Source organism: Pandoraea cepalis, from assembly GCF_902459665.1.
GTDB lineage: Bacteria > Pseudomonadota > Gammaproteobacteria > Burkholderiales > Burkholderiaceae > Pandoraea > Pandoraea cepalis.
In genome coordinates, this window is the sequence record NZ_CABPSL010000009.1 from 151,050 (window position 1) to 166,421 (window position 15,372).

At 63.8% G+C, this 15,372-nt stretch carries 13 protein-coding genes and 2 tRNA genes; 8 read left to right on the top strand and 7 right to left on the bottom strand.

Annotated features, from left to right (window positions below):
• The first annotated feature begins 24 nt into the window (after positions 1 to 24).
• Complete coding sequence (gene argA, locus PCE31106_RS13485) at positions 25 to 1,374, top strand: amino-acid N-acetyltransferase (RefSeq protein ID WP_130025723.1); 1,350 nt, start codon at positions 25 to 27, stop codon at positions 1,372 to 1,374.
• Positions 1,375 to 1,550: 176 nt separating this feature from the next.
• A complete protein-coding gene (locus PCE31106_RS13490) occupies positions 1,551 to 1,826 on the top strand; it encodes an oxidative damage protection protein (RefSeq protein WP_017235753.1) in 276 nt (91 codons plus the stop codon).
• A 186-nt stretch (positions 1,827 to 2,012) separates the two neighbouring features.
• On the opposite strand, the gene PCE31106_RS13495 is transcribed toward PCE31106_RS13490, so the two are convergent.
• Positions 2,013 to 3,080 carry a serine endopeptidase gene (locus tag PCE31106_RS13495; RefSeq protein ID WP_150563595.1) on the bottom strand — a complete coding sequence of 356 codons (1,068 nt, stop codon included), beginning with the start codon at positions 3,078 to 3,080 and terminating at the stop codon, positions 2,013 to 2,015.
• Between the two features lie 15 nt (positions 3,081 to 3,095).
• Positions 3,096 to 3,788 (bottom strand): ribose-5-phosphate isomerase RpiA, encoded by a 693-nt coding sequence (rpiA, locus tag PCE31106_RS13500; RefSeq protein ID WP_150563596.1) that lies wholly within the window; start codon positions 3,786 to 3,788, stop codon positions 3,096 to 3,098.
• A gap of 127 nt (positions 3,789 to 3,915) precedes the next feature.
• Here rpiA and tal point away from each other — a divergent pair, with 127 nt between their 5' ends.
• Complete coding sequence (tal, locus tag PCE31106_RS13505; protein WP_150563597.1) at positions 3,916 to 4,866, top strand: transaldolase; 951 nt, start codon at positions 3,916 to 3,918, stop codon at positions 4,864 to 4,866.
• Positions 4,867 to 4,984: 118 nt separating this feature from the next.
• Here the strand turns inward: tal and rlmB are convergent, their stop codons facing one another.
• Positions 4,985 to 5,758, bottom strand: coding sequence for a 23S rRNA (guanosine(2251)-2'-O)-methyltransferase RlmB (gene rlmB / locus PCE31106_RS13510; protein WP_017235749.1), 774 nt, complete (start codon positions 5,756 to 5,758; stop codon positions 4,985 to 4,987).
• Positions 5,759 to 5,938: 180 nt separating this feature from the next.
• Entirely contained in the window at positions 5,939 to 8,512 is a 2,574-nt protein-coding gene (gene rnr / locus PCE31106_RS13515; protein WP_174975174.1) for a ribonuclease R, read from the bottom strand.
• A gap of 280 nt (positions 8,513 to 8,792) precedes the next feature.
• On the opposite strand from rnr, the gene PCE31106_RS13520 reads away from it, so the two are divergent.
• From PCE31106_RS13520 to PCE31106_RS13535, 4 genes are all read left to right on the top strand, one after another.
• Positions 8,793 to 8,877: transfer RNA gene (locus PCE31106_RS13520), tRNA-Leu, on the top strand.
• Positions 8,878 to 9,235: 358 nt separating this feature from the next.
• On the top strand, positions 9,236 to 10,150 hold the full coding sequence (locus PCE31106_RS13525; RefSeq protein WP_017232019.1) for a LysR family transcriptional regulator: 915 nt from the start codon (positions 9,236 to 9,238) through the stop codon (positions 10,148 to 10,150).
• A gap of 134 nt (positions 10,151 to 10,284) precedes the next feature.
• A tRNA-Leu gene (locus PCE31106_RS13530) sits at positions 10,285 to 10,369 on the top strand.
• A 70-nt stretch (positions 10,370 to 10,439) separates the two neighbouring features.
• Positions 10,440 to 11,159: a pseudouridine synthase gene (locus tag PCE31106_RS13535; RefSeq protein WP_150563599.1), complete on the top strand. Its 720-nt coding sequence runs from the start codon at positions 10,440 to 10,442 to the stop codon at positions 11,157 to 11,159.
• A 92-nt stretch (positions 11,160 to 11,251) separates the two neighbouring features.
• On the opposite strand, the gene PCE31106_RS13540 is transcribed toward PCE31106_RS13535, so the two are convergent.
• The 3 genes from PCE31106_RS13540 to PCE31106_RS13550 all read right to left on the bottom strand — a co-directional run bounded on the left by PCE31106_RS13540 (position 11,252) and on the right by PCE31106_RS13550 (position 13,859).
• Positions 11,252 to 12,124 carry a 23S rRNA (adenine(2030)-N(6))-methyltransferase RlmJ gene (locus PCE31106_RS13540; RefSeq protein ID WP_017233530.1) on the bottom strand — a complete coding sequence of 291 codons (873 nt, stop codon included), beginning with the start codon at positions 12,122 to 12,124 and terminating at the stop codon, positions 11,252 to 11,254.
• Positions 12,124 to 12,786 carry a DNA-3-methyladenine glycosylase I gene (locus PCE31106_RS13545; protein WP_150563600.1) on the bottom strand — a complete coding sequence of 221 codons (663 nt, stop codon included), beginning with the start codon at positions 12,784 to 12,786 and terminating at the stop codon, positions 12,124 to 12,126. Before PCE31106_RS13545 ends, PCE31106_RS13540 begins: the two co-directional genes overlap by 1 nt.
• A 212-nt stretch (positions 12,787 to 12,998) precedes the next feature.
• Positions 12,999 to 13,859, bottom strand: coding sequence for a fumarylacetoacetate hydrolase family protein (locus PCE31106_RS13550; RefSeq protein WP_150563601.1), 861 nt, complete (start codon positions 13,857 to 13,859; stop codon positions 12,999 to 13,001).
• Positions 13,860 to 14,271: 412 nt separating this feature from the next.
• Between PCE31106_RS13550 and PCE31106_RS13555 the strand changes: the two genes are divergently transcribed.
• Positions 14,272 to 15,354, top strand: coding sequence for a calcium:cation antiporter (locus PCE31106_RS13555; protein WP_026131867.1), 1,083 nt, complete (start codon positions 14,272 to 14,274; stop codon positions 15,352 to 15,354).
• The last annotated feature ends 18 nt before the right edge of the window (positions 15,355 to 15,372 follow it).

Consider the following 15,372-nt stretch of genomic DNA (forward strand, 5'->3'; position numbering starts at 1 on the left):
GCGGATGTTTGCGCACGTACACTCATGCTGACCGAACCCGACCCCGCCCTACAAGACGAAGAGACCGCCCACCAAGCCCAGTTCGTGGACTGGCTGCGATCGGTCGCCCCTTATATCCATGCGTTCCGCGACAAGACCTTCGTGGTCGCCTTCGGTGGCGAACTCGTCGCGGCGGGCGGACTCGACACCCTGATTCAGGATGTCGCGCTGCTGTGCGCGATGGGCATGCATATCGTGCTGGTGCACGGTTCGCGACCGCAGGTCGAGGAGCAGATGCGCCTGCGACATATCGAGTCGCACTTCGCCCAGCAGTTGCGCATTACCGACGCGGCCGCGCTCGAAGCGGTGAAGGAAGCGGCCGGGGAACTGCGGCTGGACATCGAAGCGTCGATCAGCCAGGGGCTGCCGAACACGCCCATGGGCAATGCGCGCATCAGCGTCGTGTCGGGCAACTTCGTGACGGGGCGCCCGGTGGGCATCGTGGACGGCGTGGATTTCCAGCACACCGGCGTGGTTCGCAAGGTCGATGCCGAGTCGATTCGCCTGTCGCTGGCGAGCGGCAAGATCGTGCTGCTCTCCCCGCTGGGCTTCTCCCCGACCGGTCAGTCGTTCAATCTGACGATGGAAGATGTGGCGTCGTCGGCGGCCATCGCGCTGCGTGCCGACAAGCTGATTTTCATCACGGAAACGCCCGGCGTCATGAACGAGTACAACGAGTTGCAGCACGAACTCACCCTCGAAGACGCCCAGCGCCTGCAGTCGCAAGGTACGCTCGACCGCGATTCGGCGTTCTATCTTAAGTACGCGACGCGCGCCTGCCGGGCGGGTGTCGGCCGTGCCCACATCGTGCCCTTCGCGCTCGACGGCAGCATGCTGCTCGAACTGTTCTCGCACGACGGCGTGGGCACCATGATCTCGTACGAGAACCTGGAGAGCCTGCGCGAAGCGACGATCGACGACGTCGGCGGCATTCTGCAGCTCATCGAACCGCTGGAGGCAGACGGCACGCTGGTGCGACGCGGTCGCAACCAGCTGGAGCGCGACATCGATCACTTCTCGGTCATCGAGCACGATGGTCGCCTGTTCGGCTGCGCAGCACTCTATTCGTATCCGATGGAACGCATCGGGGAGATGGCCTGCCTGACCGTCGACCCGGAAGCGCAAGGCTCCGGGGACGGCGAACGCCTGCTCAAACACATCGAGCAACGCGCCCGTGCCCGCGGTCTGGATCGCCTGTTCGTCCTCACCACGCGCACCGAGCACTGGTTCCTCAAGCGCGGCTTCGTCAAGGCAGGCGTCGACGATCTGCCGGCCGACCGCCGACGCCTGTATAACTGGCAACGCCGCTCGCTGGTGCTCATCAAGAAGCTGTAACGAAGGGCAGGCAGGCGGCGCACGCCCAAGGCCCCCCTTGTGTCTCGCGCCGTTGTCCCCATCTACCGCTCTCGGCCGCAGCGCGCTTTTTCGTCGCATGTCGATTCCCCCAAAGGGTTTCGACTCAAGCGCCCAACATTCATTCACGCCCCACCAAGATCACGAAGGAGTTCCCCATGGCTCGCATGATTCAATGCGTCAAACTCGGCAAAGAAGCCGAAGGTCTCGATTTCCCCCCCATGCCCGGCGAACTTGGCAAACGCCTCTGGGAAAGCGTCTCGAAAGAAGCCTGGGCCGGCTGGCTCAAGCAACAAACCATGCTGATCAATGAAAATCGCCTGAATATGGCCGATCCGCGCGCCCGCCAATACCTCGTCAAGCAAACCGAAAAGTATTTCTTCGGAGACGGCGCCGATGTCGCTCAAGGCTATGTGCCGCCGCCCTCTGAGTAAACGCCTCCCCCCCGACGGATCGGGGCCCCTTTCCGCCGCTCAGACATAAACCCAACTCGCTGCAGAAAGGGGCCCCGATCCGTCCCCGCATACGCCCTATGGCACCATGCCACCGGCGTCGGGAAACAGGCAGGCGAATAGGCTCGTATGCTTTTTTTCTCGATTGGGATCTGCTGGATGTGCTGGTCAGGCGGGCGTCGTGCCACCCACGGCCGCCTTGCCAGCCGAAGCCGCTCCGCAGTGGTGGCAGAAATGCGCGAACGCGTTTTTGCGCGCATCGCACACACCGCAATGGTCAAACAGGCAAATGCCACAGTGCACGCAGTAATCGCGATTCGGATCGTCCAATTTCACCGGACGCTCACACCCCGGACACACCGACTTCGCCAACCGCGCCTGCGCCAGATCGTACGACAACGTCTTGCGACGCTCTTCGTCCGGTAACTGCTCCTCCGCCCTCTGCCTCGCCAGGTATCGCTGCAACGACACGATGGCGTAGCGTCCGATCATCACCGTGAGCACAATGCCCACGAGGTACCGCACATATCCACCGTAGTCCGGCAAGTACGGCACCAGCTCTACGAAGAACGCAAACAGCGCGAAGAAGATGAAGCCCCACACGAATGGCCACCACGTGCTTTTGCGCTGGCGCACAAAGAGCCATCCCGCCACCACCAGTAATGGCAGCGTAAGCGCAAGCCGAATGCCGAATACTTTCAAATCCTGCGCACGCTGGATCGCCGCAAGCTTTTCTCCCGCCGCCGTGTTCAGCGCATAGCGCGCCATGCGCGCCGACTGCACCGCGCGCTGGGCATCCAGCTGTTTTGCCTCGAGGGCATCGACTTGCGTCTGGACGTCGCGCTGCGCCGCCTTCAAGGCATCGAGCGCCTGCGTGCGCGCAACGAGCTCCGTATCCTGACTGGCCTGCGCCGTCGCCGTACGCGTGGCCACCCAATCGTTGAACGACTCTCGCGCACTGCGATACGCCGTACTCCGCGCCTTGAGCTGCAAACGCGCCGTCTCCAACCGGCTCTCGACATCTTCGAGCTGTGCCTGCGCCTGCTTGATGGCGGCGTCGGCACTGGCCGCCTGCCCGCGATCGACGAACGAGTCGAGCGTCGGCGCAGGCGCTACGCCCGGCAATTTGTCAACGACGAGCCCACCCAGGCCAATGAGGAACGCCGCAAATAACACGGCGATCAGCCACAGGCCACGGCGGAACCAGGTTTCGGGAAGACGACGCGATCCAGCCATCCTGCCCTCCCGGGATCAGTTGTGGTAGTCGAGCGTGCGCACGCCTTGCGGCGTACCCATGAGCGTGATGTCCGCGCCGCGCTGTGCGAAGAGCCCTACGGTCACGACGCCCGGGATCTGGTTGACCTGCGCCTCGAACGCCACCGGATCGAGGATCTGCAGCCCGTGGACGTCAAGAATCGCACACCCATTGTCGGTCATGTACGGGCTGCCGTCGGCACGCACCCGCGCCTGCGGCTTGCCACCCAGCGCCGTCAGCGCACGGGCGACGCTCGCCTGCGCCATCGGGATCACTTCGACCGGCAGCGGAAAGACGCCAAGCACGGCAACTTCCTTGGACGCGTCGACGACGCACACGAATTCCTTCGCCACCGAGGCGACGATCTTCTCGCGCGTGAGCGCCCCGCCGCCGCCCTTGATCATGTGGCCAAGCGCGTTGATCTCGTCGGCACCGTCGACGTAGACCGGCAGGCTGTCGATCTGGTTGAGGTCGAAGACTTCGATGCCATGTTTGCGCAGACGCTCGGTGCTGGCCTCGGAACTGGAGACGGCGCCGCGATAGCGGCCCTTGTGGACGGCGAGCGCGTCGATAAAGCAGTTCGCGGTGGACCCGGTGCCCACGCCGATCACGCTGCCCTCGGGCACGTGCTGGTTCACATAGTCGGCGGCGGCCTCGCCGACCAAGCGCTTGAGTTCGTCCTGGGTCATGGGGATTTCCGGCAAAGTTTGGTAAAGTCGGAAGTTTACCGGAGTCAGGCGGGCCGCGCCGTTTTTCATCGCCCGGTCGCATCCCGGACTTCATGTCACGCAGTGCATTTCTCGCAAGGCCGCTCTCATGAATCAGCTCGACCAGCTCAAACGCCACACGATCGTTGTTGCCGACACCGGCGACTTCCAGGCGATGGACGCCTACAAGCCGCAAGACGCCACGACCAACCCGTCGCTGATTCTCGGTGCCGTCCAGAAGGACGCCTACCGCCCGATGCTCACCCGCATCGTCAGTGAACACCGCGCGGAATCCACCGCGGAGATCATCGACCGTCTGCTGATTGCCTTCGGGCGGGAGATTCTGGACATCGTGCCGGGTCGCGTGTCGACGGAAGTGGACGCGCGACTGTCGTTCGATACGGCCGGCACGGTGGTCCGTGCGCGCAAGCTCATCGCCATGTATGAGGCGCAAGGCATCGAGCGCGACCGCGTGCTCATCAAGATTGCTTCGACGTGGGAAGGCATTCGCGCGGCCGAGATTCTCGAGCGCGACGGAATTCGCTGCAACATGACGCTGCTGTTTTCGCTGGTGCAAGCGGCGGCCTGCGCCGAGGCAGGCGCCCGGCTGATTTCGCCGTTTGTCGGTCGAATCTACGATTGGTACAAGAAGTCGGCGGGTGCGAACTGGGTCGAGGCGGACAACGCGGGAGAGCACGATCCGGGCGTGCGCTCAGTGGCCGCCATCTATCGCTATTACAAGCACTTCGGCCATGACACGGAAGTCATGGGTGCGAGCTTCCGCTCGACCGGGCAGATCCTGGCATTGGCAGGCTGCGATCTGCTGACGATCAGCCCCGCCCTGCTCGAACAACTCCGCACGACACAGAGCGAAGTGCCTCGACGGCTCGACGCGAAGGACGCCCGCGCCGCGAGCATCGATCGCGTGAAAACGGATGAGCCGTCGTTCCGCTTTGCGCTCAACGACGATGCCATGGCGACCGAAAAACTCGCGGAAGGGATCCGCGCGTTTGCCGCCGATGCGATCAAGCTGGAAGCGCTGATCGACGCGGCACGCTAAACGACCCCTGCGACGTGCCCGGCAATCTTGCGCCGGGCGTCGCTGGCTTGGCTTCGCGCCGCTGACCTCACGTCCTTGACGTCATCCCCTCGGCGTGAAGTCGCTCACTTCACGTTTGTCACTTGGCGCCTTTGGCCGCCACTGCGCGCTGGCGTACCGCTTCGTACAGGCAGACGGCGCTCGCTACCGAAACGTTCAGGCTTTCGCAGCCGCCCGCCATCGGAATGCTCATCAGCTCGTCGCAGTGCTCGCGCACCAGTCGGCGCATGCCCTCGCCTTCCGCCCCCATGACAATCGCCATCGGCCCGGTGAGCTTGGTGCGGTAGATGTCGGCAGGGGCGTCGTCGGAGGTGCCGACCACCCAGATACCACGCTCCTGCAATTCCCGAAGCGTGCGCGAGAGGTTCGTCACCATGATGTAAGGCACGGTTTCCGCCGCACCGCTGGCCACCTTGGCGGCGGTCGCATTCAGACCGACGGCGCGATCTTTCGGTGCGATGACCGCGTGCGCCCCGGCCCCGTCGGCCACACGCAGGCACGCGCCGAGGTTGTGCGGATCGGTCACGCCGTCGAGCACGAGCAACAGCGGCGGCCCGGAAATACCGTCGAGCAATTCGTCGAGGTTCAGCGCCAGCGACACTTCCTGAGCACGCGCGACCACGCCTTGATGGCGCGACGAACCGGCCATGCCGTCCAGGCGCTTGCCGTCGGCCTGAATGACCTTGACCTTTACGCCCGGGGCGCCCTTGAGCGACTCAACGTGCTTCAGGAAGTCCGTCATGCGGCGATCGCGCCGGCTCGGATCGTAGTATATCTCTTCGACGCTACCGGCATCGTGGCGCAGACGCGCCGTCACGGCATGGAAGCCGAACAGCAATTTCAATTGACTCATTTCACATCCTCAAAATAGCGTGTGCCGGCACGGCCGCCGACAACGGGCGCCGCACAAAGCACGACGGCGGCGGAGCCCGCATGAGCCACCGCCGCCGCAATCCATCGCGGACCCCTGTTGCCGGTCACCGCCGGCACAAGGCGCCCATCTTACTGCAAACCCTCCGCCGCGCTGCGCGAATCAACGACGCGGCTTCTTCGCCGGACCTCCTGGACGCTTCACCGGCGCCTTGCCGCCTCCCGACTTCGCTGGCGAGGTGGCGCCTCGCTCAGCCCGCTCAGCCCGCGCGGCATTCACTTTTACGGACTTCGGCTTGGCGGCGTGCTTGCCCGCCGGGGCCAGTTGCACGCCGTTGAGCAGCGCGCCGCCCTTGGGCATCTGGCGAATGCCCGGCCGGGCAGCGGCGGAACCCGCCGAACCGGCCAGTCCGGGCGCACCGGCGGCGGGGGCCGGCACCGGTGCGCCGCCGCGCTCGGTGCGACCCGACGTTTTCGCCAGCGTGCGCGCGTTGACTTCGCGCACAAGACGGAAGTCGATCTTGCGCGCGTCCAGGTCTACACGGCTCACCTGCACGCGCACGCGGTCGGTCAGTCGATAGCGGATGCCGGTGCGCTCGCCGCGCAGTTCGTGGCGGACTTCGTCGAACTGGAAGTAATCGCTGCCGAGCTCCGTGACGTGCACGAGGCCTTCGATAAAGAGATCGTCGAGCTGCACGAAGATGCCGAACGAGGTGACGGCGCTGACGGTGCCGCCGTACTCCTCGCCGAGCTTGTCGCGCATGAAGTAGCACTTGAGCCACGCTTCGACGTCGCGCGAGGCTTCGTCGGCACGACGCTCATTCGCCGAGCAATGCAGGCCCAGCTCGTCCCAGATGGCATCGTGCTTCTTGGTGCCTGCGGCCTTCTTGGCTTTCCCGGCGGCGGAGTCGTCGGCCTTCTGGAGCTTGCGCGCGTGCGGCGACAGGCCGGTCGTCATTTCCACACCCGCCGGGACTTCGGGCTCGTACTTCTTGCCCGCCAGAATCGCCTTGATGGCACGGTGCGTGAGCAGGTCCGGGTAGCGGCGAATCGGGCTGGTGAAGTGCGCGTAGGCGGGATACGCCAGACCGAAGTGGCCGATGTTGTCCGGACTGTAGACGGCTTGCTGCATCGAGCGCAGGAGCATCGTCTGGAGCATGGGTGCGTCGGGGCGCGACTCGATCTGCGTCATCAGGTCCGCGTAATCGGACGTTGCAGGCTCGTCGCCACCGCCGAGCGACAGCCCGAGCGTCTTGAGGAACGTGCGCAGCACCTGGAGTCGTTCGCCCGACGGACCGGCGTGAATCCGGTACAGGCCCGCCTGCTTGTGACGCTTGAGGAGGTCGGCGGCGCACACGTTGGCCGTGAGCATGCATTCCTCGATGAGACGGTGGGCATCGTTGCGCGTGCGCGGCAGGATCTGTTCGATCTTGCCTTGCGCGTTGCAGACGATATACGTCTCGGTCGAATCGAATTCAATGGCCCCACGCGTCTTGCGCGCTTTCGCGAGCACTTTGTACAGCTCATACAGGTTCTGCAGATGCGGCAGCAGCGCGGCGCGGCGTTGCGCTTCGGGGCCTTTGGTGTTGCCGAGAACGGCGGCCACTTCGGTGTAGGTCAGGCGTGCGGCCGAGTGGATCACGGCCGGATAGAACTGATAGGCCTTGACTTCGCCGTTCGGGGCAACGAGGGCGTCGCACACGAGGACACAGCGATCCACATCGGGATTGAGCGAGCACAAGCCGTTCGAGAGCTTTTCCGGCAGCATCGGAATGACGCGTCGCGGGAAGTAGACCGATGTGCTGCGCGTCAGGGCGTCCGCGTCGAGGGGGCCGCCCGGAGTCACATAATGCGAGACGTCGGCGATGGCGACGATCAGGCGGAAGCCATCGCTGCGGCCGACCTTGGCCGGCTCGCAGTACACGGCATCGTCGAAGTCGCGCGCATCTTCTCCGTCGATGGTGACGAGCGGCACGTCGCGCAGATCGATGCGGTGACGCAGATCAGGCGCACGCACTTCATCGGGCAGCGCCCCGGCAGCAGCGAGCGCTTCGGCGGAGAACTGGTGGGGCACGCCGTACTTGCGCACGGCGATTTCGATTTCCATGCCGGGGTCGTCGATGTCGCCAAGGACTTCCGAGACGCGGCCGATGGGCTGGCTATAGCGGCTGGGGTAATCGGTGAGTTCGACGGACACGACCTGACCGACCTTGGCCTTGCCCTGGGCGCGCGGCGGGATCAGGATGTCATGGCCGATGCGCTTGTCTTCCGGGGCGACGACCATCACGCCGTTTTCGTTGAGCAGGCGACCGATGACGTGCGTGTTGGCACGGCTCACCACTTCAACGATATGCCCTTCCGGACGGCCTCGGCGATCGTAGCCGGCAACGCGCAGAAGGACGCGGTCGTTGTGCATGACCTTCTTCATCTCTTCGCTGGGAAGGAAGAGGTCGTCGCCGCCCTCGTCGCGCACGGCGAAACCGTAGCCGTCGCGGTGACCGATGACACGGCCGGCGATGAAGTTCGAGGGGTGGGTCAGTTGATAATAGCCGTGGCGGTCGAGGCGAATCTGGTCATCGCGCTCCATGGCGGCGAGGCGCTTGAAGAAGCCTTCGCGCTCCTGCTTTTTGATCGCCAGGGCTTCGGCGATATCGTTGGCGGACAGCGCGGCATCGGCGGTGCGCAGGACACCGAGGATTTCTTCGCGGCTCGGAATCGGATAGGGATATTTGCTCAAAGGTCGGTAGCGTTGCTGTGCCGGTTGAGTCCGGCCGAGGGGCACATCTGGCGCCCGACGGTCCGTGGTGTTGTGCGTCGCGCGAAAACGCGGGGTCGCACAGTCAGGGACAATCATACGGCAAACCTCGCGAAAACTGCCACCTATGCGGAATTTGAGCGTGGGCTTGCAGGCGGGTGAGAAAAAAGAAAAATTATTCCACCCAAGTGTTGACAGTGCCGCACGGCGTACGCATAATCTCACTTCTTCGCGGCGAGCAAGCAGTCAGCAAGTCGACGAGGCCCAGATGGCGGAATTGGTAGACGCACTAGTTTCAGGTACTAGCGGGTAACACCGTGGAGGTTCGAGTCCTCTTCTGGGCACCAAAAATTCAAGAAAGCCGATGATCGAAAGATCATCGGCTTTTTTCATGCGCGCTCGCCCACCGTCCGCCCCTCCCCCTCCCCCTCCCTTCCCGAGCGCCGACGCCGGTACAGCGCACTGCCAACCATCGATGCCGATCGATCGGAGACCGAGCACGATGTGCGTCACCGCGCGAGCGATTCGCAAAATATGTCGCGCGCGCGTCACGCCACACGCGCCCTCCGTCCAGACGTCGAGCGAAATCGGTAGAATTTGCCTCATAAAAAATTGAATATTGCTCAACGGCCATCCAAGGGGTTGGGCGTGCCGCGCGTGTTGCGCGTATTCGATTTCGGTTGCTTGATACTTGTTGGGAATGACATGCCTGCCTTCACTCGCGGTGAGCTTGCCGATTTGAACGTCTTTGTCACGATCTGCCGCCGGCAGAGTTTTCGGGAGGCCGCCACCGAACTGGGGGTAACGACCTCGGCCCTGAGTCACGCGATGCGCAATCTGGAAGCGCGCCTGGGCGTGAAGTTGCTGAACCGCACAAGTCGCTCCGTGTCGCCAACGGCCGCGGGCGCCGCACTGGCGAAGGAGCTGGAACAGGGCCTCGAGCAGATTGCCTCGGCCATTGGCGCATTGGACCGCTACCGTGCGTCGCCGGCCGGGCGTTTGCGACTGAATGTGCCGCGCGATGCGGCGCGGTTGCTGCTGGATCCGATTCTGCCGCGATTCGTGGCGTCGTATCCGGACATCGAATTGGATGTCACGGTGGACGATCGGATGCTCGACATCGTGGCGGAAGGTTTCGACGCCGGGATGCGGTATGGCGACACGGTGCCGGGCGACATGATCGCAACGCCGCTTACGCGCGCGCTGAAGTGGATCGTGGTCGGGTCGCCCGCGTACCTCGCGCGGCATGGCCGACCAAAGGTGCCGCAGGATCTGATGTCGCACAATTGCATCCGGATGCGCCTGGGCGACAACACGCTCTACAAGTGGGAGCTGGGCAATGGGCCAACGGCGATCGAACTGGATGTGCCGGGGGCGCTTAGCATCAACGAGAGCGACGGCGTGATTGCGGCGGCAACGGGCGGCCTGGGGTTGGCCTACGTGTTGGAGCGAAACGTGTCGCAGGCACTGTCCAGCGGCACGCTCGAAGCCGTGTTGACGGACTGGGCCGTCGACGGGCCGCCCCTGTCGATGTATTACCCGAGCCGACGTCAAACGCTTCCGGGATTGCGCCATTTGATCGACATGATTCGCTCGGAGCATATGGGCCACGCCGCCTAACGTGGCGGCGCCACCGATCAGGTAGGTCGCCCCCCCGATTTATCATTTTTTGCCGCAAATCGCTTGACAGTATGTAAGCCCCTCGGCATAATCTTGCTTCTTCGTAGCGAGCAAGCAGCAAGCGAGCTGACGAAGCCCAGATGGCGGAATTGGTAGACGCACTAGTTTCAGGTACTAGCGGGTAACACCGTGGAGGTTCGAGTCCTCTTCTGGGCACCAAAAATTTAAGAAAGCCGATGATCGAAAGATCATCGGCTTTTTTCATGCATGCCCGGACGGAGATCGCATCATCGAGCTAGATCGTTTACTGCAATCGCAGGGCTTCGGCAGTCGCAAGATGTGCCGCAAACTCATTGTCACCGGTGCCTTTGCCATCGACGGCGTGGTGCACGACAATCCGCGCGAGTCGTTGGACCCGCAAGGTCTGCAATTCACGCTCGACGGCGAGCCGTGGGAATATCGCGAACACGTCTACGTGCTGCTCAACAAGCCGCAAGGCTATGAGTGCTCCACGAGCCCGACGCATCACGAAGGCGTGCATTCGCTTCTCCCGTTGCCGATGGCCGTGCGCGGCGTGCAGCCGGCCGGTCGCCTCGACCAGGATACGACCGGCATGCTGCTGCTCTCCGACGACGGTGCGTTCCTGCATGCCATGATGTCACCGCGTCGCCACGTGCCCAAGCGGTACGTGGCCACGACCAAGCATCCGGTCACCGACGACATGTTGCAGGCCTTGCGCGACGGCGTATTGCTGCGCGACGAGACGGAGCCGCTCGCCGCGACGGATGTCATGCGTGCCTCGTCTCACGAGATTGCCATGACGATCACGCAGGGCAAATACCATCAGGTCAAACGGATGGTCGCCGCCGCAGGCAATCGAGTGGAAGCGCTGGTCAGAATCGCGATCGGCGGTCTGCCGATGGGCAATCTTGCGTTGGGCGAATGGCGCTACCTGGCGCCGGACGAACTGTTGTCGCTACCGTACGAAGTGCCCGCCGCCGGCAAATGAGCGCCGCGGGTTGGCGTTGACGTTGAAGGCGACGTTGATGTTGACGTTGAAGGCGACGATAGCGGTGATCCGACCCGCGCGGGTCGGATGTGTCAGCTCTGGCGGCCTTCGAGCGTGAATTGCGCGCCCTTGTCCTGGCCGAGCGTCTTGACGAGATACGGCAGCGTTGTCTTGAGGGTGTCCTGCAACATGTACGGCGGATTCACAATGAACATGCCGCTACCGTGCAGGCCCATACCGCCCGGCACCGGATTGCACACGGTCAGCGACGCATTCACCCAGTTCTTGATCGGCTGCCCGTTGATCGTGAGCCGCTTCATGCGCTCCGGCAACTGCGCCGCCTCACGACGCTGCACCAGGGGATACCACACGGCATACATCCCCGTCGGAAAGCGGTCGAGTCCCTCCTGCACGGTCTGCGTTGCACGCGTGTAATCGCGCTTGTCTTCGTACGACGGATCAATCAGCGTGAATGCCCGGCGCGATGCCGGCGGCAGAATCGTCTTGAGCCCCGCAAACCCGTCGGCACCAAAAATCATCGTACGACGCGCCACTTCCCGCCCTTGCGCCTCGAAGTTTTCGCGCAGCACGTCCTGTTCGGTCGGATGCATCTCGAACAACCGCAACCGATCGCGATCCCCAAGCAGTTGCAGCGCAAAGAACGGTGAGCCCGGGTAATAGCGCAGCTTGCCGTCCGGATTGAATTCGCGCACCAACGTCACGTAGTCTGCGAGCGGCGGCGGCAGATCGTCGCGCGTCCAGAGACGGCCGATACCGGTCTCGAACTCACCGGTCTTGTCGGCCCATTTGCCGTCGAGCGCGTAACCGCCTGCGCCCGCATGCGTGTCGATGTACCAGAACGCTACGTCCTTCTGGCGCATGTAATCGATGCATTCAACGGCGATAAAGTGTTTCAGCACGTCGGCGTGGTTGCCGGCGTGAAAGGCGTGGCGGTAGCTGAACATTAGGCAGATCCTGATTCGTCAGGCGCGATTGTAGCCGACGACGCGCCCACACGGCGTTTCCGGGCTTGCACGCTGCCGCTTTGACTCGTCGCCAACGCCTTCGCTTTCACCGCCTTGTGACGAGGACAGGCGACCAGATGATCGTTCACCAGACCCGCCGCCTGCATGAACGAATAGCAGATCGTCGAGCCCACGAAGGTAAAGCCCGCTTTCTTCAGCGCCTTGCTCATCGCATCGGAGACGGCGGTGCTCGCCGGCACCTCGCCAAGCGCTGTCCAGCGGTTCTGCAACGGTTCGCCGCCCACAAACTGCCAGACAAAGTCGCTGAATCGCGTGCCCGCGGCCTCCATCGCCAGGTAGGCCCTCGCCCCCTTGATCACGCCGGCGATCTTGAGACGGTTGCGCACGATCCCGGCATCCGCCAGCAAGCGAGCCTCGTCCTCCGGCCCGAACGCCGCAATGCGCACCGGATCGAAGTGATCGAACGCGAGCCGGTAGTTATCGCGCTTTTTAAGGATGGTGGACCATGAGAGCCCCGCCTGCGCGCCTTCGAGCATCAACAGCTCGAACAACGCGCGCGAATCGCGCAGCGGCACCCCCCACTCTTCGTCGTGATACTGACGATACTGCTCGAAGCCATCGCTCCACGGACATCGTTCCATTGGTCTCTCGATAGTTGCGTCCGCGCGCAAGTGGCGCGGACAGGTGCAGACGAATGGGACAAGTGTGCCAGCAATCGCACGCGAAGCGAACCGCGCAGCCCATGCCACGCATGACTTTGCGCCGACGGACTATGCCGAGACGGAATTTTCCGGGCCGAACGCCGGACATCCGTCGCCCTGAGCGATGGACAGGAAAGCCATCCGCTACACGCTCAGTCGAGCCAGCGCGTGTCGTAGGCGTGCACTTCCTGCGTCTGCTCGCCCAGGCCGTCGATACCCAGGTGCATCACGTCGCCCGGCTTGAGGAACACCGGCGGCTTCTGCCCCAGGCCAACGCCCGGCGGCGTGCCGGTGGTCACGAGATCACCCGGCTTGAGCGTGGCAAACTGGCTCATGTAATGCACGAGATACGCCACGCTGAAGATCATCTTCGACGTGTGGCCCGTCTGACGGCGCACACCGTTCACGTCGAGCCACAGGCCCAGTTGTTGCGGATCGCGAATCTCGTCGGTCGTCACGAGCCACGGGCCGACCGGACCGAACGTGTCGAAGCCCTTGCCCTTGTCCCACGTGCCGCCGCGCTCGATCTGGAACTCGCGCTCGGAGACGTCGTTCACGAGGCAGTAGCCCGCCACGTAGTCGAGCGCGCTCTCGAGCGGTACATACCGTGCCGTCTTGCCGATCACGAAGCCCAGCTCGACCTCCCAATCGCCCTTGACGGCGTTCTTGGGCAGCACCACGGGGTCGTTCGGGCCGTTCAGGCAGTTCTCCCACTTGGTGAAGAGCACCGGCTCGGACGGCGCGTCCAAACCCGCTTCCGCCGCGTGGTCGCTGTAGTTCAGACCGACGGCCAGGAACTTGCCCACCCCCGAGAACGGCACGCCCAGACGCCCCGGCGACTTCACCACGGGCAACGTCGCTGGATCCAGCGCGCGCAATGTCGCCAGCCCCTGAGGACTCAACGTCTCGGGCGTAATGTCGGCCAGCACTCCGGAGAGGTCTCGCACATTGCCGTCGCCATCGAGCAGGCCCGGCTTTTCCTGCCCCTTCGGGCCGAAACGCAGCAGTTTCAAAACAGTTCTCCGTGTGCCGCGACAGAAGTGAGCAACAGCGTTACCCGTCGACAGCTTGGTGGTAAAACGAATGCACGAGACACTACGCCGATCGCCCCCAACGCGTCAATGGCGGCGCGGCCGTCAAAGCGACGGCGCCCGGACTCGTTGTTCACGACCTCGACTTCCTCGACGGACTCGAACCCAGTATCAACGGCGCGGTCGAGGAAGATCGTTTGTCCGTGGGCCTCTCGACAGACCGGCATGGCCTGGCTCGCAACGTGGCGTGTCAATGGCGTCTGTTGTCGGGGTGTCACTTTTCTGAGACTATGGCTCGCCGCCTCGACATTCTCACCGAGGCAAGGTTCTCGCCGTTGCTGGATCTGCTGTCCCTCGCGCCCTGCCCGTTCCCCGAATTCTGGAGTCTCCGACGATGTCCTCCTCAAAGACCGCCATGCTGGGCCACTGGACCATGTACACGCCGATCGTGGCCCTTGTCGTGCTCGGCCTCGCCGGTTGGCTGCCCTATGGCGCCTCGCTGGCGGTGTGTGCCGCCGCTTTGGCCGGCGCCGTATTCTCCGCCGTGCATCACGCCGAAACGGTCGCCCATAAGGTTGGCGAGCCGTTCGGCACCTTGGTGCTGGCCGTGGCCGTGACCATCATCGAAGTGGCGCTGATCGTCTCGGTGATGCTCTCGGGAGGACCGGACAAGGCGGGATTGGCCCGCGACACGGTGTTCGCGGCCATCATGATCGTCTCGACCGGGATCGTCGGGCTGTGCCTGCTCTTCGGCGGGGTGCGTCATCACACGCAGGGCTTTCATGTCGAAGGCGCGAGTGCCGCGCTCGCGGTGCTGTGCGCCCTGTCGGTGCTCACACTGGTGCTGCCGAACTACACCAGCTCAGTACTCGGCCCGGGACTCACGGCGTCGCAACTGGCCTTCGAGGGCATGATTTCGCTCGTGCTGTATATGGTGTTCGTGTTCGTGCAGACAGTGCGTCATCGCGATTACTTCCTGTCCAAAGCGCCGAGTGAGGAAGTGCATGTGGCACCGCCGTCGGGCCGCACGGCCGTGCTGAGCCTGGGGCTGCTGGTCGTGGCGTTGCTGGCCGTGGTCGGCCTGGCGAAAAAGCTCTCTCCCGCCGTCGAACAAGCGGTCGCCGAGGCCGGCGCGCCGAAAGCGGTCGTCGGTATCGTGATTGCCGCGCTGGTATTGTTGCCGGAAGGGCTGGCCGCCTTGCGCGCCGCACGTGCGAACAAGCTGCAGACGAGCCTGAATCTGGCGCTCGGCTCAGCGCTGGCGAGTATCGGGCTGACGATTCCAACCGTGGCGGCCGTCTCGCTCGTGCTCGATCAGCACATCGAATTGGGGCTTGCGCCGAAGGAGACCGTGCTGCTTGCCGTGACGCTGCTCGTTGGCGTAATCACGCTCGGTACCGGACGCACAACCGTGCTGCACGGCGCCGTCCATCTGGTGCTGTTCGCCGCCTTCCTGTTTCTGGCGATCGTTCCCTGACCCGCGGGGTAGGCAGAC